This is a genomic window from Hyphomonadaceae bacterium ML37, from assembly GCA_027627685.1.
Lineage (GTDB): Bacteria > Pseudomonadota > Alphaproteobacteria > Caulobacterales > Maricaulaceae > Oceanicaulis.
On sequence record CP091241.1, the window covers coordinates 1,431,138 to 1,450,811 of the forward strand.

Consider the following 19,674-nt stretch of genomic DNA (forward strand, 5'->3'; position numbering starts at 1 on the left):
GTCGCAGCAGTATAGCGATAACTGACGCGATTCGCCGGTTTCTGATCTTGGCTAGCCACCGGCGCGCGCGGCGCGCCAGGCCGCAGCCAGCCGCATGAAGCCGTCCGGGGCAATGGTTTCGGCCCGGACGCCGGGATCAATCCCGGCGGCCTCGAGCAATAATTCTGTGGACACGTTGGCCCGCGCAGCCGCCTGGGCCAGTGACCGGCGCAAGGTTTTGCGGCGCTGACCGAACGCGCTCTCGGTCACGATGCGAAGGGCTTCGAGATCGCCAAAGCGCTCAGCGTCGGGCAGGGGCTCGAGCACCACCACGGCGCTATCCACCTTGGGCGGCGGCGTGAAGGCGCGCGCCGGCACGGTAAAGGCGTAGCGTGCGCGGGCGACGGACGAGACCAGAATGGCGAGGCGCCCGTAAGCCTCCTCGCCCGGGGCGGCCACGACGCGTTCAGCCACCTCCTTCTGAAACATCAGCACCAGCCGGCGCCACCAGGGCGGCGACGCTTCGAGCCATTTGATCAGCAGGGCGGTGCCGACATTATAGGGCAGATTGGACGCCAGCAGGCCGGGGCCGGTGATCAGACTGGGCTCATCGGCCAGGAGGGCGTCCGCCTTGACGATGTGCAGGCGTCCGGGCTCGGCGGCGCCGATCTCTTCCAGCGCGGGCAGGAAGCGGGCGTCGCGTTCGATGACGGTCAGGCGCGGCGCGCCGGCTGCCAGCAGGGCGCGGGTCAGCCCGCCGGGCCCGGGGCCGACCTCGATGACGTCCAGATCTGTCATGTCGCCGCACAGCCGGGCGATCTTGGCAGTCAGATTGAGGTCGAGCAGATAGTGCTGGCCAAACCGTTTGTCCGCGCCCAGACCATGGCGCGCGATGACATCGCGCAGCGGCGGCAGGGCGTCGAGGCTCATGACGGGGTCCCGGACCGGCAGGCGGCCATGTCTGCAGCCAGCCGCAAGGCGGCGATCAGGCTGTCGGCGCGGGCAATGCCCTGACCGGCGATATCGAACGCCGTGCCATGATCCGGGCTGGTGCGCACAATGGGCAGGCCCAGCGTGACATTCACACCGCCATGGAAGTCCAGCGTCTTCACCGGGATCAGCCCCTGATCATGATACAGGCATATCGCCGCGTCATAGAGCGCGCGCGCCTCGGCATGGAACATGGTGTCGGGCGGCAAGGGGCCTGCGATATCGATCCCCTTGGCGCGCAGCGTCTCGAGGGCGGGCGCCAGAATGTCGATCTCCTCGCGGCCCAGCGCGCCGCCTTCACCGGCATGAGGGTTCAGGCCCGCCAGCGCCAGCCGCGGGCGGGCGATGGCGAAATCCTGCGTGAGCGAATGCGCGACGATGCGGGCCGTCTGAACAATTGCTTCGGACGTGAGGGCGTCGATCGCCTCGCGCAGCGGCCTGTGGATGGTCACCAGCGCACAGCGCAGCCCGCCGCCGGCCAGCATCATGACCGGGCCGCGTGGTCCGGTGACAGGCGTATGCGCCGTGAGGTGGGCGAGGTATTCGGTATGGCCCGCAAAGGCGAACCCGGCCTCATAGAGGCGCGCCTTCGACACCGGATTGGTGACCAGCGCTGAGGCGTCCCCCGACAGCACCGCCGCTACACCGGCGTCGATGGAGGCCAGCGCCGCTCGCGCGCCGTCTGCGGCGGGCAGGGGCATGACCGGCAGAGTGTCAGCAAACAGGGCCGCCGCTTCGGCCCAGCTGGCCACCGGTTCGGGACGCGGCAGCTCCAGCAGGCGCGCGGCCTCAAAAGCATGAGCGGGGTCTGCGATCAGCACAAATCGCGGACCGCAATCGCGCAGCGCCCGCCAGGCCTTAAGCGCGATCTCCGGCCCGATCCCGTCCGGGTCGCCGAGGGTCAGCGCGAGCGGTGCGGCGTTCACTGAATGTCGCGGATATCGACCGTCGCTTCGCGGCGCAGGTCGCGCAGCCAGCGCCGGCCCAGAAGACCCAGCTGCTGGTCGATGAGCTGGCGTTCGATTTCCTGGGTGGTCGGCACGCCGGGGCCGGTCAGTTCGCGGCCGCACAGCACGAACACCTGCAGGCCGGCGCCGGTTTCAAGCACGCCGGTCGCCTGTCCGGCCTCAAGCCCGTCCACCGCGTCGCGAATCTGGGGCACGAGTGCGTTGACGGCGACCGCACCAAGGTTCGACACGATCACGCCTTCGACACCCGACATTGCGCCGGCCACGTCATCGCATCCGCGCAAATTGGCCGCCGCGCTTGTCATCGCGGTGCGCGACGCGTCTGTGATTCGCGAGTTCGGCACGGTGGCCTGGAACAGGGTGAGCTGCTCCACCACCCGGCCTTCGCGCCGGTCGATCAGCGCGATGATCATGTAGCCGCCCGGCACGCGGATCGGATTGGAGATCGAGCCTGGCGGCATTTGCTGTGCGACTTCGAGCACTTGCGGACGCATGGACGCGGCGGTGACATAGCCGGTATCGCCACCGACAGCCGCACTCGGCGCGGCCGAATACTGCTGAGCGACCGCCTGCAGGGGCACTTCGTCGCTTTCGATCAGCCCGTAAATGGTGCGCACTGTTTCAATCGCCTGTTCCTCACCGCCGGCGCCGGAGGGCGCCTCGACCAGGATTTCCAGCATGCGGAACTGCTGCTGCTGGGCGGATGCGACCAGACGCTCCATGGCGACTTCGATCTGCTGATCGGAAACGCGGATGCGCGGGCGGAACCGTCCGCTGGTCAGGATCTGCCAGGCGATCTCGGCGCGAACCTGACGGCGCAGCGTCTCGACCGGCACGCCGGCGGCATCCAGGTCGCGCTGCAGCGCTTCAAGCGATTCACCGCTCGACTGGGCAAGGTTGGACAGCGCGTTGTCGATCTCTTCCTCTTCCACCACCAGCTCGAACTCGGCGGCGGTCTGGAGCTGGATGCTTTCCTCGATCAGCCCGCGCATGGCCTGATCGAGCACCTGCGCCAGAATTTCCTCAGTCGGCTCGATGCCGGCCGAAAAAAGGATGAGACGCATGCGGTCACGCACGTCCAGCGTGGTGATCGGCTCGTCGTTTACGACGGCCGCAATGCCCTCAACGATTTGCGCACGCGCAACGGGCGCGGCCATCACGAGCGCCACGATCAATACGGCGAGACGCAGAAATCGGCTCAAAAGCATGCGGTCAACCACCCTGTTTGGTCTCTGGCGCAAGATACCCATTGCGCGCGCAGGTGCAATCGCGGGACGCTGCAGGTCAGCCGTCCTCGGTTGCGGCGAGGAAAAACAGTCCCGCCAGCGTGAAGAGCGCCGGCGCTGTCCAAGACGCTGTCACCGGATCGAGCGTGCCCGCTGAACCCAGACCCAGCAAGAGTTCCTGGAAGAAATAAAGAAGAAAGCCAACCCCGGCGCCGGCCGCTGCAAAGCCCGCAGCCCCGCCGAGCCGGTGCAGGCGCAACGTCGCCGTGATCGCCAGCAACGCCGCTGCAAACAACAGGAGCGGTTGGGCGAGCAGGTTCTGCCAGCGCAGCTCGTAGGGACGGCTCGAGAGGCCGGCCTGTCGTGCGGATTCGATCACCGACGGCAAGCGCCAGAATGACACCCCGCCCGGCGAGCGCACCCGTTCAAACAGGGCCTGTCCGCCAATCAGGGTCGGTAAAGACACCTCGCCCAGGACCTGCAACGTGTCGCCCGGCTGTGCTTCTGTGGCGTCTTCGAGGAGCCAGAATCCGCTGCGAAGCTCGGCGCTGTCCGCCATCACGGTGCGCTCAAGCCGCGGAATCCCCGCTTCGGCCTCCCCGTAGTAGCGGAACACCGGATCGCGCAATGTCGAGGCGTCCGGATCGATCGCGGCCGCGCCGATGACGATGAACCCGCCCGGCGTCGCCTCGCGCAGCCAGATGCGCGCGCCGGGCGCCGTCTGTCCGGCGCGGGCGTCGATATAGGAATCGCGCAGAGTCTCGAACCTTGCATTGGCCGCCGCGCTCAGCGGGTTCAAGACGGCGGCGCCCAGCAATCCGGCCATCACAGTCAGCAGACCCGCCGGGGCGAGAATGCGCCAGGCCGAATATCCCGATGCGCGCATGACGATCAGCTCGCTGCGCCGGTTGAGTCGGAAAAAGGTGAAGAGGACCCCGAACAGCACGATGAATGCCAGCGTGTCCTGAACCAGAAGCGGGGTCTTGAGCAAAGTCAGCTCAAGCGCCTGCAAGGCGCCGACATCGGCGCGCCGGGAAATGTCCCTGGACGTCTCCACAAAATCGATGAGAACGATCACGGCGACAATGACGCAGGCCGCCCCGATCACGCCGATCAGCGTCTGCCAGAAAATATAGCGGGACAGGCGCGTGGTGATCATGCGGCCTCCGCAAATCGCCGCCGGCTCTGGCGCGCCCCGCGGTTCGGCCGGGCGATCAGCCAGAGCGCCGCCGCGGCGCCGAACAGCGGCGTGGCATATTGCAAGGCGTTGAGATCGGTATTGCCGGATGCGGCGGCCTGAACAGCGAAGCCGATCAGGCGAAGCAGGAGCGCCGACGCGCCAGCGATCAGGATGAAGCGCATATAGCCGGTGCGCCGATGCTCGACGGACAGGAAGGCGGCGGCGGCGATCAGCGCAAACGCCAGGCTGTAAAGGGGCGACGATAGGCGGTAGTGACCTTCTGCGGCCAGATCCGCGGCCTGTCTGGCGCGGGCGATATCCGCTGCGCTGGGACGCAGCAGCTCTGGAAGAAACCGGTCGCTCTCCTTGAAGAAGAAGGCTGACGAGGTGTCGATAAAGGCGCCCAGATCAAACTCGTAGCGGTCAAACGTCAGGCTCGACAGCGTGTCGGCCTCGTCCAGCTGGGTGAGGACGCCGTCCTCCAGCAGCATGACCGGACCGCGGTCGCTGCGCGCAATGATGGCGCGGCGCGCCGCATAGGCGGTGGCGTAGGCGCCGCGCCCGTCCTCGATAAACACCCCGCGCAAAACCTGGTCCTCGCCGATCTCGCGCGCATAGAAACTGACACCGTCGCCCATGGAGATGAATTCGCCCGGGCGCATCAGACTGGCGGCGATATCGGTGCGGATTTCGAATACCTGCTCGCGCATCTGGCGGAAACTTGCGGGCTGGACGAACAGATTGATCACCAGATTGAGCAGGATCGCATAGGCCGCCAGCCGCAGGAACGGCGTGAGGCGCTGGCGGCGGCTCATCCCCGCCGCGGCGCCGATGATCAGTTCGGAATCACTGTTGAGCCTGTTGAACGCCATCGCGCAGGCGATGAACACCGCCACGGGTATCAGCAGGGCGATGACCTGGGGCATGGCCAGGAGCGTGATCCAGACCAGGCGCCATGTCGCGTCACGCTGGTCAGCGACCAGGTCGAGATTGGACAGCGACTGGGTGAGCACGGCCAGCCCGCCAAGCGCGGCGAGCGCGCCCAGGAACGGCCAGAGCGCCTGTCGGAAAGCATAGCGCTGGAACAGGGTCATAAAGCCGGCTCGAGGGTGGAGGGGCGGGAGGGACGGTGTGAAGACCCCGTCTTCTAACCCGGCCCGCGATGCGATACCACTGGCGAACGCGTGCTACGTTCATGCGCTGCCGGGCCCAGGCCCAGCGCGCCCCGCCCGAATGCCGAAAGGAAGCCCATGAAAATCAAGTTCAACGAAACCGCCACAGGTGATGCGATCGCCGCGCCGGCGTACACGGGGGCAGCCCTGTCAGACGCCGCCCGGGCGCTGGACGCCGAATCGGGCGGCGCGATCACCCGCGCGCTCAAAACCTCGCGCTTTACCGGCGCTCCGGGCCAGGTGCTCACGGTTTCGGCGCCCGCTGACATGGACGCTGCGCGCCTTGTGTTGTTCGGACTGGGCGACAAGAAGGCGCTCAATGGCAACGCGCTCGAGCAGGCGGCGGCCGGGGTCGCCAAGAGCTTGCTGACCACCGGCGCGAAAGTCCTGTCTCTGCGTCTTGATGGCGTGGCGGATCTGGAGGGCGCAGCGCGCGCCGGCCTGGGCGCGCGCCTGGCCGCCTATCGCTTCGACAAGTACCGCACGCGGCTTTCAGACGACAAGAAGCCGTCCCTCGACACGCTTGAGATCGTGGTGACGGATGCGAAAGCGGCCAAGAAGGTCTGGAAGGATTGGGAGCCGGTCTGCGAAGGCGTCGAACTGGCGCGCGATCTGGTCAACGAAGTTCCCAACGTGCTGGGTCCGGAAGAGTATGCCCGCCGCGTCAAGAAGCTCGACAAGCTCGGGCTTGAAATCGAAGTGCTGGGCGAATCGGCGATGAAGAAGCTGGGCATGGGCGCCCTGCTCGGCGTCGGCCAGGGCTCGGCGCAGGAATCCCAGCTCGTCGTGATGAAGTGGATGGGCGGCAAGGAAGGCGATCAGCCTATCGCTTTCGTCGGCAAGGGCGTGACATTCGATACGGGCGGCATCTCGCTGAAGCCGGGCGAGAAGATGGACGAGATGAAGGGCGACATGGGCGGGTCGGCTGCTGTTGTCGGCCTGATGGCGGCGCTGGCCGGCCGCAAGGCGAAGGTCAATGTCGTCGGCGTCATCGGTCTTGTGGAAAACATGCCCGACGGCAAGGCGCAGCGTCCGGGCGATATCGTTACGTCCATGTCGGGCCAGACCATCGAGATCCTCAATACCGACGCCGAGGGGCGGCTCGTCCTTGCCGATGCGCTGTGGTACACGCAGAAAGAGTTCAAGCCGAGATTCATGATCGATCTGGCCACGCTCACAGGGGCCATTCTGATCGCCCTGGGTCAAGAACATGCGGGCATATTCGCCAGCGACGACAAGCTGGCCGATCAGCTGTTCAAGGCCGGCAAGGCGTCCGATGAAGGCGTGTGGCGCCTGCCGCTGGGACCGGAATACGACCGCCAGATCGATAGCGATATAGCGGACATGAAGAATATCGGCATGGGCCGCATGGCCGGCTCCATCACCGCGGCGCAATTCCTCAAGCGCTACACCAATGATGTCCCCTGGTGCCACATCGATATCGCGGGCACGGGGATGCATTCAGGCGCCAAGGATCCGCGCCTGCCAACCTTCGGCACCGGCTACGGCGTGCGCCTGCTCGACCGCCTGGTGCGCGACAACTACGAGGCATGAGGCTGCGCCCGCGTTCCGGCGCCGGTTCGCGGCGCGGAGCGCGGGTCTGCCCGGCCACAAGGATGGCGCGGTGAGCGAGTTCTGGTTCTATCATCACGAGCGCGCCCGGATCGCCGACACCCTGCCCGAGCTGCTGCAAAAACTGCTCGCCAGAGGCGGGCGTGCGGCCGTCGTGAGCCCGGATGAAGCCCGTATCGACAGTCTGGACCAGCATTTGTGGACGTTCGCCGATGACAGCTTCCTGCCCCATGGGCGCGCGGACCGGCCGCGGGCCGACCAGCACCCTGTGGTGCTGTCGCGGACGCCGGAAAACCTGAACGGCGCCACGATGATGTTCTGTCTCGACGGCGCCGATCCCGGACCCGGAGATGGCTGGGAGAGGGTGGTGATCATGTTCGAGGCGGATGACGCGAGCGCGATGGCTTGGGCGCGCGATCTCTGGAGCGCCCGGAAAAAGTCTCAAACGCCTGTATCCTACTGGAAACAAACCACCTCGGGCCGCTGGGAGAAGTCAGCATGAAACGCCTTGCCGCCATGTGTCTTGCCGCACTGTTTGTCACCGCGTGCCAGACGATGCCCGCGCCGCCGCCAGGGACGTCTCCGGACAATCCCGTCACCGGTGAACCGGACCAGGAGCGTGCGTGCGCCGCCGAGCAGTATCAGGTTCTGGTTGGTCAACGGGTCGCTGAAGTGCACACCGACAGCCTGCCGGCGCCGCACCGCGTGTACGCGCACGGTGATCCGGTCACGATGGATTACCGCCCCGATCGCCTGAACATCGTCACCGACGCGCGCGGCGTCGTTATCGACGTCCGCTGCGGCTGACATTGAATTGAGCGGCTGAAACGACAACCCCCGGAGCTGGGCGAGCTCCGGGGGCGTCAGGCAGTCAGGGTTCACAGGCTTTGGCCTGACAGCGCGGCCCGAGGTTTGGGGACGCAGCATGGCCGCAGCTGCCCTGCCACATTGGCGCCCCGCCCCGCGAAAGAGAAATCGATTATAGCTTGGATCGCGATAGCGCCGGGCTATGAGGTGGTGCGAACGCCTACGCGGCGCCCTTGCTCAACGCGAACTGGGCGACATTGACGCGGCCGGTGCGGAAGCCGGCTTCGCAATAAGCCAGATAGAACTCCCACATGCGGCGGAAGCGTTCGTCAAAGCCCAGCGGCTGCAGGTCGCGCCAGGCATGGCGGAAGGATTGCAGCCAGGCATTCAGCGTGCGGGCATAGTCCTCGCCGAACTGCTCCATGGCGTCGAAGCCCAGGCCCGCCCGGTCGAACTGCTCGCGCAGCTTGGTGACGCTGGGCAGGACGCCGCCGGGGAAGATATAGCGCTGGATGAAATCAGTGCGCCGGGCGTAGCTGTCGAACAGATCGTCCCGGATGGTGATGATCTGCAGGCCGGCGCGGCCGCCGGGCTCGAGCACCTCGGCCACCTTGGAAAAGAAGCTCGGCCAGTATTCCTCGCCCACTGCCTCGAACATCTCGATGGACGCGACCCGGTCATAGCGTCCGGTTTCGTCGCGATAATCCTGCAGCTTGATGTCGACCCGGTCCGACAGCTGGTGGCGCTGCATGCGCTCGAGCGCATAATCGCGCTGGGACGGCGACAGGGTGAGGCAGGTCACCTGGGCGCCGATCTCCTTGGCCGCATATTCGGCAAACCCGCCCCAGCCGCAGCCGATCTCCAGAACGCTGTGGCCGGATTTCAGGTCGATGGACCGGGCCAGCGCGGCGTATTTCTCCCGCTGGGCGTCTTCCAGGCTGGTCTGCGCCGTCGGAAAACGGGCCGAGGAATAGGTCATGGAAGGGTCGAGCCAGCGCTCGTAGAATTCATTGCCCAGATCGTAGTGGGCCTCGATATTCTTGCGGGCGCCGCTTTTCGTGTTGGCGCGCAGGCGGTGGTAAATCCAGTGCATGAAGCGCGTCACCGGCCCGCCCGTGGCGATGCTGGGCATCTGGTCGAGATTGTCAGAAAAGACTGTCAGAACGGCCGGCAGGTCGGGCGTGCCCCAATCCCCGTCCATGAAGCTCTCGGCGAAACCGACATCGCCGCCGGACAAGACCTTGCGCACGATGGCGTAGCTGGCCAGGTCCATGCGCGCCTGATGGCCGGGCGCGGCGCCCTCAAAGCGCAGGGCGGTCCCGTCGGGAAGGACGACAGTCAAAGATCCGCTTTTCAGTTTCAACAGCATGCGCAGGGCAAAGCGCGCCATGCGCGGCACGCCCTTCAGGCTGTCGATGGCGGCGCTGTCGGCGCGCAGGGCGCCCTGGTGAGCAGTCATGTCGGCGGGCTTGTTCATGGAGGCTCCGTCGCGTCTCGGCTCGAGACTGATTTTACTGGTTTTTCCGATTGTGGCCAAGCGAAGCCGGACGGCGTGCGTCGGACAGGCGGGCGAGGGTAGGCGCGTCAGGCGGTTCGGGGTGGCGTACATAGCGCGCCCCGCGCAGCCAGAGTTTGAGGGCTTCAAAATGGATGGCGGCGATGGTTTTGAGGGTGGAGAAAGGCTGGCTGGCGAACAGTCCGGCAAGCGAGGCGCTGCTCAGAGCTTTGCGTTTCATGGCCATGGTGGCCAGCAGATCCGGCCCGTCTTCGCGTTGTTTCAGGATGGTCAGCTGGAAGCGCTCGCCGGGCGCGCGCAGGGTGAATTCATACCGCCCGCTCACATCAAAAAAGGGCGAGACGTAGAACACCTTGTCGGCTTCCTGACGCTCGGGCGTCGTCCCGGCGCAGGGCGCGACATAGGCGTGGCGGTCGCCGAACGTGTTGTGCACCTGATAGATCACGCCCTTGAGCGCGCCGTCCCGCCCTTCGGCGAAATAGACTGAGAGCGGATTGAACACATACCCAAGGACGCGCGGCGAGCAGAGCAGGCTCAGGCGGGCCTCGCCAATGGCGATCCCGGCCTCTTCGAACCGGGCGCGCGCCCAGGCCGCCAATGATGATCCGTCCCGCGCGCCGTGATCTCGCTGGCGAAAGGCGAACAGATTGAAGCGTTCCACCGAGAACAGACGGCTCATCCGGCCCGCCTCATCAAGGCGGTCCAGATCAATCAGGATCGAGGATATCCGGTAGCGGAAGCGATGCAGGAAGGGCGCGCGCCGCTCATGGATGGTGTGGCCGATATAGAGCTCGACCGGAGCGGAGAGCGCGGTCATTCTGCCGCCGTCACACCGGCGGAGCGGCGCTGCGTCATGCCTGCCGACGAGCGCTGACCCCATGCGCCGCCGGTGATGTCGCCGTCGGCGAACGTCCACGGAATCTGACCGCCCAGACGCAGCGCGGCGCGCAGCCCCGCGCGCAGGCCGTCTTCGTGGAAACCATATCCCAGCCAGGCGCCGGCGAACCAGGTGTGCTTCACGCCCTGAATGCGGTTGAAGATGCGCTGGGCGGCCAGGCCCGGCGAGGTGAATTGCGGGTGATCATACTCAAACCGGCCAAACACCTTGGCCGGATCCGGCTCGCGCGCCGGATTGAGCGTGACCAGCAGCGGCTTGTCCGCGTCGATCCCCTGCAACCGGTTCATGTCATAGGTCACGGACGCGCCCTCATGGCCCGCTTCACGCAGATAGCACCAGGCGGCATGGGCGCCCTTGCGCCGGGGCAGCAGCGTTGTGTCACGGTGCAGCACCGCCGTGTTGGCCGCATAGGGAATGGCGCCCAGCAGCTCGCGCTCGTCCGTATCCGCATCGGCCAGCAGGGCGAGCGCCTGATCAGAGTGACAGGCCAGGATCACTTCGTCGAATCGGTGCGAAGCGCCGGCAGCGTCGGACACCTCGACACCACGGGAGTCCCGGCGCACTGAGGCGGCGGCGCCCGCGAAGCTGCAGCCCGCCGTTTCCAGATCGGCGACGATGCGCGTCACATATTGCCGGCTGCCGCCCTTGACCGTTTGCCATTTCGGCCGGCTGGCGTGCATCAGCCTGTGATTGTTGAAGAATTTGACGAAGGCTTCAGCCGGATAGTCCGCCATGGCGCTCTCGGTCGAGGACCAGATCGCCGCGCCCATGGGCAGAAGATAGCAGACCCGGAACTGCTGCGCGGCGCCGATCTGGTCGAGATACTGGCCGAGCGACAGCCCATCCAGCTTGCCGGCCGCCAGATCGCGCTGGGCGCAGGCGTTGAAGTGCAGGATGTCGCGCAGCATGCGCAGGAATGAGGGGCGGAACAGATTGGCCGGATCGGCGAACAGGCCGGGCAAGCCGTTGGAGGACCATTCCAGCGCCTGATCCAGGCTGAAGCCGAAACTCATATCGGTGTGAAACGTGCCCACGCCGAGCTCGGCGAACAGGGCGGTCATGTTGGGGTAGTTGAGCTCGTTATAGACGATGAAGCCGGTGTCCACGTCGATGGGCGTCCCGTCATAGTCGATGGTCACGGTGTTGGCGTGGCCGCCCAGCCGGGAATCCTTCTCGAACAGGGTCACGTCGTGCACGTTGCGAAGCGCCCAGGCGGCGCCCAGGCCGGATACGCCGGCGCCAATGACGGCGATCCGCGAACGGCGGGCCAGAACCGGCTCGATAGAAGTCATGCTGCGTCCTTGATTGTCTCAAAAGCCGCCAGCGCGGCCTTGCGCGCTTCGGCATGATCTACGATCGGAAGAGGATAATCGGTCCCCAAACTCACCCCTGCACGCGCCAGTGTAGCGCGGTCAACTGTCCATGGCGCGTGAATCGCTTTCCCGCGCAATCGTCCCAGCTGCGGAATCCATTTACGCACATAAGTCCCGTCCGGATCGAACTTTTCTCCCTGGGACACAGGATTGAAGATGCGAAAATACGGCGCCGCGTCCGCGCCCGAGCCGGCGGTCCACTGCCAGCTGGCCGCATTGCTCGCCAGATCGGCGTCCACCAGCGTGTCCCAGAACCAGGCCTCGCCCTCGCGCCAGTGAACGAACAAATCCTTGATCAGGAAGCTCGCCACGATCATGCGCACCCGGTTGTGCATCCAGCCTGTGTGCCAGAGCTCTTTCATGCCTGCGTCCACGATCGGATAGCCGGTCTCTCCCCGGGTCCAGGCGCCAAGCTGATCCCGGGTCCCGGTCCACTGAAACCTGTCAAAGCGGGGCTGGAAGTTGGCGTCGGGCAACTCAGGAAAGTGATACAGAAGATTATAGCTGAACTCGCGCCAGCCGATTTCACTCAGGTAAGTGCGCCCGCCATCGGTTTGCGCCAGCCCGGCCTCGCGCACCGCATGCCAGACCTGACGCGGCGAGATTTCACCAAAATGCAGATGCGGCGACAGGCGCGAGGTGCCGTGCTGAGCGGGCAGGTTTCGCGTGTCGGCATAGGCTTTGACGCGCGATGCGACAAACGCGGAGAGCCTTGAGTGCGCGCTGACTTCGCCCGGCGTCCAGGCGTCGCGCAAGCCCCCGGCCCAGTCAGGTTTGGTGGGAAGCAGCGCCAGCGAATCCAGCGTATCGCCCTGAGGCGCCGCCGCCCAGTTCAGCGCCTTGGGCCGCCCCGCAGGTTCGGACGGTTCGTGGCCCGCCAGCAGCGATTTCCAGAATGGAGTGAACACCTTGTATGGCGCGCCGGTCTTGGTCGCGATGGTCCAGGGCTCGACGATCAGCGACCCGTTGAAGGAGCGCGCCTCGACACGGACCTGCTTCAGGGTGGTCTTGATCGCCTCGTCGCGGGTGCGCGCCCAGGCTTCGTAGCGGCGGTTCCAGTACACAGCCTGCGCGCCGGTTTCACGCACCAGCGCCGGGATCACCTCACGCGCATCGCCGCGTTTGAGGGTCAGGGCGCCGCCCAGCGCCTCGATATCGCGCGCCAGCGAAGCCAGCGAATGATGCAGCCACCAGCGGCTCGCGGCGCCGCGCTTCCAGTCTCCGGGTGACACATCGTCCAGTACATAGACGGCCACAATGGGGGCGCCGGTGGCTGCCGCCGCCAGCAGGGCCGGATTGTCCGCAAGGCGCAGGTCTTGTCGAAACCAGATAAGGACAGGGGCGGCAGGGGAGGTCATTCGGTCTCAGCAGCGCGCGGCGGGTGACGAAAAAGCGTTTGTATCGTAATACGCATGGCATGTTGTGGCGGATCAATCCGCCGCTGCGAGCGTGTGCAGTTGCGCGCCTCGCTTGCCGCCTGGAGCCGCTGCCCGTGTCTGTCGAACCCAACGCCGTCATCCGTCTTGCCCGCCCGCGCGCCAGTGATCTGGAAATCGGCAATGCCTTGCCGCTGGTTCTGATCGCCGGTCCCTGCCAGCTCGAAAGCCGCGCCCACGGGCTGGAAGTGTCCGCCGCGCTCAAAGAAATGGCCGACCGTGTGGGGATCGGGCTGATCTACAAAACCTCGTTCGACAAGGCCAATCGGACCAGCCTGAAAGGCCAGCGCGGGCTTGGCCTTGAAGCGTCGCTGCCGATCTTCGCCGAGATTCGCGAGACCACGGGTCTTCCCGTCCTGACCGACGTGCACACCGCCGAGCAATGCGCCATCGCGGCCCAGGCCGTGGACGTTCTGCAAATCCCGGCCTTCCTGTGCCGCCAGACCGATCTGCTGATCGCGGCGGCCGAGACCGGCAAGGCGATCAATGTGAAAAAGGGCCAGTTTCTGGCGCCCTGGGACATGAAAAACGTCGTCGAAAAGATCACCAGCGCGGGCAATCCCAACGTGATGGCATGCGAGCGCGGGGTGAGCTTCGGCTATAACACGCTGGTCACCGACATGCGGGCCATCCCGATTCTGGGGCGGATCGGCTGTCCGGTGGTGTTCGACGCCACACACTCGGTCCAGCAGCCCGGCGGGCAGGGCGGCTCCAGCGGCGGCCAGCGCGAATTTGCGCCCTATCTGGCGCGTGCGGCGGTGTCGCTGGGTCTCGCCGCCGTGTTCATGGAGACCCACCCGGACCCGGACAATGCGCCGTCTGACGGACCCAACATGATCCCGATCAATAAGTTCGAAGCGATCATGCGCGACCTCAAGGCCTTTGACGCCATGGCCAAATCCAGTCCGGTCACAGCGCTTTAGCCGGGAGACCGCCCATGCAGCGCGAGCGCGCCGCCCGATTATTGTCGCTTATTTCGGGCCAGCGCGCCCTGGTGGTCGGCGATCTGATCCTTGACCGGTTCGTCTATGGGCGCACCGAGCGCATCTCGCGTGAGGCGCCGGTGCCGATTCTGTCGGAGACGCGCCGCAGCGTGATGCTGGGCGGCGCCGGTAATCTGGCGCGCAACATTGTCAGCCTGGGCGGCGGCGCCATCCTGGTCTCGGTGGTGGGCGATGACGCCGAGGGCGCAGAAGCCGCCACATTGGCCCGCGAAGCGTGTGGCGAGGCTGCCTTGCTGGTCACTGAAGCATCGCGAGCAACGCCGGCCAAAATCCGCTATGTGGCGCAGAACCAGCAAATGTTCTGCGTGGACCGCGATCCGGGAACGCCTGTGGACGGGCCGAGCGCCGAGGCAGTGTTCGAAGCCGCGGTCAGCCGCCTTGGCGAAGCCGGCGTGCTGATCTTGTCAGACTATGGCCGGGGCCTTTTGACGCCGCAGCTGACGGCGAGGCTGATCACCGCAGCGCGCAAGGCCGGGGTGCCGGTCAGCGTGGATCCACGGGGCAAGGGCTATGAGCGCTATGAGGGCGCAACGGTAATCAAGCCCAACGCCGATGAACTGGCCGCCGAAACCGGCCTGCCGGTGCGCGATGACAGCGAGGCCGAAGCCGCGCTACGCGCGCTGCAGGCTCGCCTTCCGCAGACACGCGCCCTGCTGGTCACGCGCGGCGCGGCGGGGATGACCCTGCTGAGCGATGACGGAATGCTCCATCATCAGCGCTCGCGGCAACGCAGCGTGTTTGACGTTTCAGGCGCCGGCGACACCGCGCTCGCCGCCCTGTCGCTGGCGCTGGCGGCGGGCGTGGACCTGACCGAAGCCATGGCGCTGGCCGATCTCGCCGCCGGCGTCGCGGTTGGCAAGGCGGGCACCGCCGTCGTGACGCCAGACGAACTGATTGAGGACGCCTCGGGCGGGTCCGCCGCGCCGGATTGGCGCATCCTCGACCGGGAGAGCGCGGCGCGCCTGAGCGCGCGCTGGCGGGCCGATGGTTTGCGCGTCGGCTTCACCAATGGGTGTTTTGACCTGCTGCATCCGGGCCATCTGTCGGTGCTGCGCCACGCTGCCTCGGTCTGTGACCGGCTGGTGGTGGGGCTTAATTCCGATGCCTCTGTCGCGCGCCTCAAGGGTCCGGACCGGCCCGTCAATGACGCGGCGGCGCGCGCCCTGATGCTGGCCTCGCTGGAGATGGTCGACCGGGTGGTGGTGTTCGAGGACGACACGCCAGAAGCTCTGATCCGCGCGGTGGATCCCCATGTCATGGTCAAGGGCGCCGACTATATCGCCGATGATCTGCCCGGCGCGGCCTATGTGAAATCGCGAGGCGGCGAGGTGGTGCTGGCGCCGCTGGCGGCCGGCCTGTCCACCACGGCGATTGTGAACCGATTGAGGGGCAAATCCCCTGGAGGAAATCTATGAGCGCGAGTTTCTATGAGCGTCTGTCCGACACTCTCAAGGAAATCGAGGCGGACGGGCTGTACAAGCGCGAGCGGGTGATCACCTCGCAGCAGTTCTCGCAGATTTCCGTTCAGTCTGAAGGCGGCAGTCAGGACGTCCTGAATTTCTGCGCCAACAATTATCTGGGCCTGGCCAATGATCCGCGCCTGATCGAGGCGGCCAAGACGGCGCTGGACCGCTATGGCTATGGCGTGGCGTCAGTGCGCTTCATCTGCGGGGCGCAGGATGTCCACCGCGAGCTGGAACGGCGCCTCGCCGCCTTCACCGGCCATGAGGACGCCATCCTCTACGCCGCCGCCTTCGACGCCAATGGCGGGCTGTTCGAGCCCTTGCTGGACGAGCACGACGCCATTGTGTCGGACGCCCTCAACCACGCCTCCATCATTGACGGCGTGCGCCTGTGCAAGGCCAAGCGCTACCGCTACGCCAATTCGGACATGGACGATCTGGAAGCCAAGCTCAAACAGGCCCGGGCGGACGGTGCGCGCACCATTCTGATCGTCACTGACGGCGTGTTCTCCATGGATGGCTATATCGCCAATCTGTCGGGGATTTGTGATCTGGCCGAGCGCTATGACGCGCTGACCATGGTGGATGATTGCCACGCCCACGGCTTCATGGGCGCCAAGGGCCGCGGCACGCCGGAACATTGCGGCGTCTTGGGCCGGATCGACATCGTCACCGGCACGCTGGGCAAGGCGCTGGGCGGCGCCATGGGCGGCTTCACCTGCGCGCGCCAGAGCGTGATTGACATGCTGCGCCAGCGCTCGCGCCCCTATCTGTTCTCCAACTCGCTGGCCCCTGCCATTGCAGGCGCCAGCCTGACCGCGCTGGAGCTGGTGGAGCGCGGCGATGATCTGCGCAAGCGCCTGTTCGACAACGCCAAACGCTTCCGCGCCGGGATGAGCGAGGCCGGATTCACCCTGCTTCCCGGCGAACACCCGATCATCCCGGTCATGCTCGGCGACGCGGCGCTGAGCCAGCGCATGGCCAACGCCCTCATGCATGAAGGCGTCTACGTGATCGGCTTCTTCTTCCCGGTGGTGCCCAAGGGCCAGGCCCGCATCCGCACCCAGATGAGCGCGGCCCACACCCCCGACATGATCGACCGCGCCGTGGCGGCGTTCACGAAGGTGGGGAAAGAGCTGGGGGTGGTGTGAGCGCGCCCTGCGTCGCAATGGCGGATGCAAGCGCAAACTGGTTGTGCCACACTCCTGTGAGTAGATGCACAGGAGGGCTGCGTCATGATCGAATCCGCTCACTCGCGCCACGCTGGCGTCTTCGCCGCTGACGCCGCCGCCATCCCGGCCTCGCGCCCCGTGCGCCGGGATGACGAGCATCTGCCCTTCCTGAGCAGCTTCCACGACATTTTCACCACGATCGGGGTCGTCATCCTGTTTGTCGGACTGGCGGTGGCATCCGGGCAGATCGCTCAAGCCATTGGCGCTGCTCCGGAAACCCTGGCGTCGGAGCTTGTGGTTGTTGGTTTGCTGGTGGTTATCGCCGCCGCGGCTTTCGCCCTGTCAGCCCTCCTGGTGGGCCGCCAGCGGCGCATACTGCCGGGGATCATTCTCTGCCTCATCTTTGTGGGCTGTGCCGCAACCGCGCTCATCTGGGCGTATGCGCGCCTGACCTTCGGCATTGCCGATCCGGAAACCATCGGAGCCGTGTTCGAGCGGCTTGTGGACATGGACGAGCCGAGCCGCGCCGCCATGGGCGCGGCCATGAATGACCTGCCATTGGCCGTGCGCGCCTTCCCTGTCGGGGTCGGGCTGATCGTCAGCGCGCTGATCTGGTTTTACTACATCTCCTTCCGCCTGCCGTTCGCCATGGGGCTGCTGGGTCTGGCGGCCGTCACCACGGCGACCGTTCTGGTCGGCATAATCGACCCGTATTCGCTGCTGGTCTGGAACCCGCTGATCAGCCTCGCGGGCGGGCTGGCTCTGTTCGTGGCCGGCATCGCGTTCGACGCGCGCGATCCGCTGCGCCAGACCCGGTTCTCGGGCGCCGGCTTCTGGCTTCATGTCTTCGCGGCGCCGGCCCTGCTCGGCGCAGCGGTGACCATCGCCAATTCCGGACTGAGGGTGGACCTGGACGAGTTCGGCTCAAACGCCGGCTTCGGCCTCGGGCGTTTGCTGGCTGGCGATTCAGACGCTGCGGTGCGCAATGCTGCGGTGACGCTGGCCGTGATCGGCGTCTTCGCCATCATTTCGCTCCTCATCAACCGGCGCGCGCTGATCGTGGCGGGTCTGGTCACGGCGGGCGTGGCGATCGCGGTTCTGGTCAGCCAGAGCGGTTTCGGCCAGGCTGCCGTCATTGCTGTGACCTTGCTCGCGCTGGGCGGCGTGGTGGTGCTTCTCGGCGCCGCGTGGACGCCGGTGCGCCGGATCCTGACAGCGCCTTTCCCGAAGACCGGGTTCATGGCCCGGATCATCCCGCCGGCCGGCGATCTGTCCGAGGGATAGACGGCCGGCTATCCCTCAGTCTGCGACGCGCCCCGCCGTCAGCAACCGCTCGGCCGCCTCGCTCGCGGGCAGGCGCCCCGAGGCGACGGCGCGTTCGAGTTCTGCGGCGGCGGATTTAACGGACGGGTCGGAGCGGAACGCGTCCAGTACGCGCGACTCGACCATGGACCACAGCCAGCGCACCTGTTGACCCGAACGGCGCTCCGCCATGACCCCTGCGCGCTCCATCATGTCCCGATGGGTGGCGATGACGTCCCATAAACCGGCGATTCCGTCACCGGTGAGGGCCGATCCTGTCAGCACGTGCGGGGTCCAGTGGGGCGAGGCGGGCGCCAGCAAGTGCAGGGCGGCTTCGAGGTCGCGCGCGGCGCGCCGGGCGCGCGTGGCGTTATCCCCGTCCGCCTTGTTGACGAACAGGATCTCAGCGAGCTCCAGAAGCCCCTTCTTGATGCCCTGAAGCTCGTCGCCAGCGCCGGGCAGCATCAGTGCGACGAACACATCGACCATCTCGGCGACAACGGTTTCGGACTGCCCGACGCCGACAGTTTCAACAATGACAACATCATAGCCCGCCGCTTCGCATAGCAGCATGGTCTCGCGCGTCTTGCGCGCCACCCCGCCCAGCGTGCCGGCGCTGGGGGACGGGCGGATGAAGGCGGCGGGGTTGGTGGCCAGCGCGCCCATCCGCGTCTTGTCCCCCAGAATCGACCCGCCCGTACGGCTGGAAGAGGGGTCCACGGCCAGCACAGCCACCGTGCGGCCAAGCCCGGTCACATGGGTTCCCAGCGCTTCAATAAGGGTGGATTTGCCGACCCCCGGCACCCCGGTCAGGCCGATGCGCCATGCGGTCCCCGTGTGGTCCATGATGTCAGTGAGCAGGGCGCGGGCGCGCGCCTGATGGTCGGATCGCGTTGATTCCACGAGGGTAATCGCCTGCGCCAGCGCAGTGCGGTTTCCGGCGATCAGGCGTTCGGCGAGCGCATCCATGCGGGGCATGGTCTAGGGTGTCAGCCCGGCTTGGCAAGCCTCAAATTGCGAGGGACAAGCCCTGGCTCAGCTCAGCGGTTCGGCGGCGATTATGGCCGCGTCATAGGCGCCGTCGGGGCGCGGTTCGCCTGCGCCGGCAATGATTTCGATCACGGCTTCAGCGCGCTGGCCCGATTGCGAGCCGCTGCCCACGCCCATGGATATCCCGACGCCCACGCTCGAGCTGCTAAACCCGCCCGAACCCCAGCCACGGCCCACCGATCCGCCAACACGAACTGGCGATCCGCCGCCGCGCGCCTGGGGCGCCTGCAGGGTGCGGCTGTCGACAATCGTGAACCATTCCAGGCCGTTATTGACCACAATGTCGGCGGCGCGGCGGATGGCCAGACGCTCGGCCTCGCCTGCGCTCATGCCCGGCGCGCCCTGATAGCTGACGCGCCAGCGGCGGTCTTCGATGCGCAATTCAGAGAAGCCGGTTCCGTCGCGCGACATGGATGACGGCCCGTAATAGGGCGCCGCATTGCTGGCGCAGGCGGCCAGAAATCCCCCTATTGCGGCTGCGGCGACGAAGCGCAAAACGTGTGTCATGACGTGCTCCAGAACGCGGCTGAGGAGTTCAAAACCGCCTGTTTGGTGTTCAAACCGCC

18 protein-coding genes are annotated in these 19,674 nt (G+C 66.3%); 7 read left to right on the forward strand and 11 right to left on the reverse strand.

What is annotated here, in order from left to right:
- Positions 1 to 51: 51 nt before the first annotated feature.
- The 5 genes from rsmA to L2D01_07080 all read right to left on the reverse strand — a co-directional run bounded on the left by rsmA (position 52) and on the right by L2D01_07080 (position 5,437).
- Positions 52 to 909: a 16S rRNA (adenine(1518)-N(6)/adenine(1519)-N(6))-dimethyltransferase RsmA gene (gene rsmA, locus L2D01_07060; protein ID WBQ11535.1), complete on the reverse strand. Its 858-nt coding sequence runs from the start codon at positions 907 to 909 to the stop codon at positions 52 to 54.
- Positions 906 to 1,895 (reverse strand): 4-hydroxythreonine-4-phosphate dehydrogenase PdxA, encoded by a 990-nt coding sequence (pdxA, locus tag L2D01_07065; protein ID WBQ11536.1) that lies wholly within the window; start codon positions 1,893 to 1,895, stop codon positions 906 to 908. The genes rsmA and pdxA overlap by 4 nt, the downstream gene beginning before the upstream one ends.
- Positions 1,892 to 3,145, reverse strand: coding sequence for a peptidylprolyl isomerase (locus L2D01_07070; protein WBQ11537.1), 1,254 nt, complete (start codon positions 3,143 to 3,145; stop codon positions 1,892 to 1,894). The genes pdxA and L2D01_07070 overlap by 4 nt, the downstream gene beginning before the upstream one ends.
- Before the next feature lie 76 nt (positions 3,146 to 3,221).
- Complete coding sequence (locus L2D01_07075; GenBank protein ID WBQ11538.1) at positions 3,222 to 4,322, reverse strand: LptF/LptG family permease; 1,101 nt, start codon at positions 4,320 to 4,322, stop codon at positions 3,222 to 3,224.
- Entirely contained in the window at positions 4,319 to 5,437 is a 1,119-nt protein-coding gene (locus L2D01_07080) for an LptF/LptG family permease (protein ID WBQ11539.1), read from the reverse strand. The genes L2D01_07075 and L2D01_07080 overlap by 4 nt, the downstream gene beginning before the upstream one ends.
- A 156-nt stretch (positions 5,438 to 5,593) precedes the next feature.
- Here L2D01_07080 and L2D01_07085 point away from each other — a divergent pair, with 156 nt between their 5' ends.
- The 3 genes from L2D01_07085 to L2D01_07095 all read left to right on the forward strand — a co-directional run bounded on the left by L2D01_07085 (position 5,594) and on the right by L2D01_07095 (position 7,894).
- The gene (locus tag L2D01_07085) at positions 5,594 to 7,069 is read left to right on the forward strand and encodes a leucyl aminopeptidase (protein ID WBQ11540.1); all 1,476 of its coding nucleotides are present in this window, start codon (positions 5,594 to 5,596) and stop codon (positions 7,067 to 7,069) included.
- 70 nt (positions 7,070 to 7,139) lie between these two features.
- Positions 7,140 to 7,589, forward strand: a complete 450-nt coding sequence (locus L2D01_07090; protein ID WBQ11541.1) for a DNA polymerase III subunit chi — start codon at positions 7,140 to 7,142, stop codon at positions 7,587 to 7,589.
- A complete protein-coding gene (locus L2D01_07095; protein WBQ11542.1) occupies positions 7,586 to 7,894 on the forward strand; it encodes a hypothetical protein in 309 nt (102 codons plus the stop codon). The genes L2D01_07090 and L2D01_07095 overlap by 4 nt, the downstream gene beginning before the upstream one ends.
- A gap of 220 nt (positions 7,895 to 8,114) precedes the next feature.
- On the opposite strand, the gene L2D01_07100 is transcribed toward L2D01_07095, so the two are convergent.
- From L2D01_07100 to L2D01_07115, 4 genes are read right to left on the reverse strand one after another with little or no spacing between them, the layout of a single operon-like run.
- Positions 8,115 to 9,371, reverse strand: a complete 1,257-nt coding sequence (locus L2D01_07100; protein WBQ11543.1) for a cyclopropane-fatty-acyl-phospholipid synthase family protein — start codon at positions 9,369 to 9,371, stop codon at positions 8,115 to 8,117.
- A 34-nt stretch (positions 9,372 to 9,405) separates the two neighbouring features.
- Entirely contained in the window at positions 9,406 to 10,227 is an 822-nt protein-coding gene (locus tag L2D01_07105) for a DUF1365 domain-containing protein (protein WBQ11544.1), read from the reverse strand.
- Positions 10,224 to 11,600 (reverse strand): FAD-dependent oxidoreductase, encoded by a 1,377-nt coding sequence (locus tag L2D01_07110; GenBank protein ID WBQ11545.1) that lies wholly within the window; start codon positions 11,598 to 11,600, stop codon positions 10,224 to 10,226. Before L2D01_07110 ends, L2D01_07105 begins: the two co-directional genes overlap by 4 nt.
- Positions 11,597 to 13,039, reverse strand: coding sequence for a DNA photolyase family protein (locus tag L2D01_07115; GenBank protein ID WBQ11546.1), 1,443 nt, complete (start codon positions 13,037 to 13,039; stop codon positions 11,597 to 11,599). Before L2D01_07115 ends, L2D01_07110 begins: the two co-directional genes overlap by 4 nt.
- Positions 13,040 to 13,173: 134 nt before the next feature.
- Between L2D01_07115 and kdsA the strand changes: the two genes are divergently transcribed.
- The 4 genes from kdsA (at position 13,174) to L2D01_07135 (ending at position 18,040) form a co-directional block, all read left to right on the forward strand.
- Positions 13,174 to 14,040, forward strand: a complete 867-nt coding sequence (gene kdsA / locus L2D01_07120) for a 3-deoxy-8-phosphooctulonate synthase (protein WBQ11547.1) — start codon at positions 13,174 to 13,176, stop codon at positions 14,038 to 14,040.
- A gap of 14 nt (positions 14,041 to 14,054) precedes the next feature.
- Entirely contained in the window at positions 14,055 to 15,536 is a 1,482-nt protein-coding gene (rfaE2, locus tag L2D01_07125) for a D-glycero-beta-D-manno-heptose 1-phosphate adenylyltransferase (GenBank protein WBQ11548.1), read from the forward strand.
- Positions 15,533 to 16,735 carry a glycine C-acetyltransferase gene (locus tag L2D01_07130; protein WBQ11549.1) on the forward strand — a complete coding sequence of 401 codons (1,203 nt, stop codon included), beginning with the start codon at positions 15,533 to 15,535 and terminating at the stop codon, positions 16,733 to 16,735. The genes rfaE2 and L2D01_07130 overlap by 4 nt, the downstream gene beginning before the upstream one ends.
- 84 nt (positions 16,736 to 16,819) lie before the next feature.
- Entirely contained in the window at positions 16,820 to 18,040 is a 1,221-nt protein-coding gene (locus L2D01_07135; protein ID WBQ11550.1) for a hypothetical protein, read from the forward strand.
- 15 nt (positions 18,041 to 18,055) lie between these two features.
- Here the strand turns inward: L2D01_07135 and meaB are convergent, their stop codons facing one another.
- Together meaB and L2D01_07145 are read right to left on the reverse strand one after the other, a co-directional pair.
- Positions 18,056 to 19,036: a methylmalonyl Co-A mutase-associated GTPase MeaB gene (gene meaB / locus L2D01_07140; GenBank protein ID WBQ11551.1), complete on the reverse strand. Its 981-nt coding sequence runs from the start codon at positions 19,034 to 19,036 to the stop codon at positions 18,056 to 18,058.
- Positions 19,037 to 19,093: 57 nt separating this feature from the next.
- Positions 19,094 to 19,615, reverse strand: coding sequence for a hypothetical protein (locus L2D01_07145; GenBank protein WBQ11552.1), 522 nt, complete (start codon positions 19,613 to 19,615; stop codon positions 19,094 to 19,096).
- Positions 19,616 to 19,674 lie beyond the last annotated feature (59 nt).

Bases quoted from the DNA above. Each gene is read 5' to 3' on its own strand.
- rsmA (WBQ11535.1), bottom strand. From the start codon at position 909: ATGAGCCTCGACGCCCTGCCGCCGCTGCGCGATGTCATCGCGCGCCAT.
- L2D01_07070 (WBQ11537.1), bottom strand. From the start codon at position 3,145: ATGCTTTTGAGCCGATTTCTGCGTCTCGCCGTATTGATCGTGGCGCTC.
- L2D01_07075 (WBQ11538.1), bottom strand. From the start codon at position 4,322: ATGATCACCACGCGCCTGTCCCGCTATATTTTCTGGCAGACGCTGATC.
- L2D01_07080 (WBQ11539.1), bottom strand. From the start codon at position 5,437: ATGACCCTGTTCCAGCGCTATGCTTTCCGACAGGCGCTCTGGCCGTTC.
- L2D01_07085 (WBQ11540.1), top strand. From the start codon at position 5,594: ATGAAAATCAAGTTCAACGAAACCGCCACAGGTGATGCGATCGCCGCG.
- L2D01_07095 (WBQ11542.1), top strand. From the start codon at position 7,586: ATGAAACGCCTTGCCGCCATGTGTCTTGCCGCACTGTTTGTCACCGCG.
- L2D01_07100 (WBQ11543.1), bottom strand. From the start codon at position 9,371: ATGAACAAGCCCGCCGACATGACTGCTCACCAGGGCGCCCTGCGCGCC.
- L2D01_07105 (WBQ11544.1), bottom strand. From the start codon at position 10,227: ATGACCGCGCTCTCCGCTCCGGTCGAGCTCTATATCGGCCACACCATC.
- L2D01_07110 (WBQ11545.1), bottom strand. From the start codon at position 11,600: ATGACTTCTATCGAGCCGGTTCTGGCCCGCCGTTCGCGGATCGCCGTC.
- L2D01_07115 (WBQ11546.1), bottom strand. From the start codon at position 13,039: ATGACCTCCCCTGCCGCCCCTGTCCTTATCTGGTTTCGACAAGACCTG.
- rfaE2 (WBQ11548.1), top strand. From the start codon at position 14,055: ATGCAGCGCGAGCGCGCCGCCCGATTATTGTCGCTTATTTCGGGCCAG.
- L2D01_07130 (WBQ11549.1), top strand. From the start codon at position 15,533: ATGAGCGCGAGTTTCTATGAGCGTCTGTCCGACACTCTCAAGGAAATC.
- L2D01_07135 (WBQ11550.1), top strand. From the start codon at position 16,820: ATGATCGAATCCGCTCACTCGCGCCACGCTGGCGTCTTCGCCGCTGAC.
- meaB (WBQ11551.1), bottom strand. From the start codon at position 19,036: ATGCCCCGCATGGATGCGCTCGCCGAACGCCTGATCGCCGGAAACCGC.
- L2D01_07145 (WBQ11552.1), bottom strand. From the start codon at position 19,615: ATGACACACGTTTTGCGCTTCGTCGCCGCAGCCGCAATAGGGGGATTT.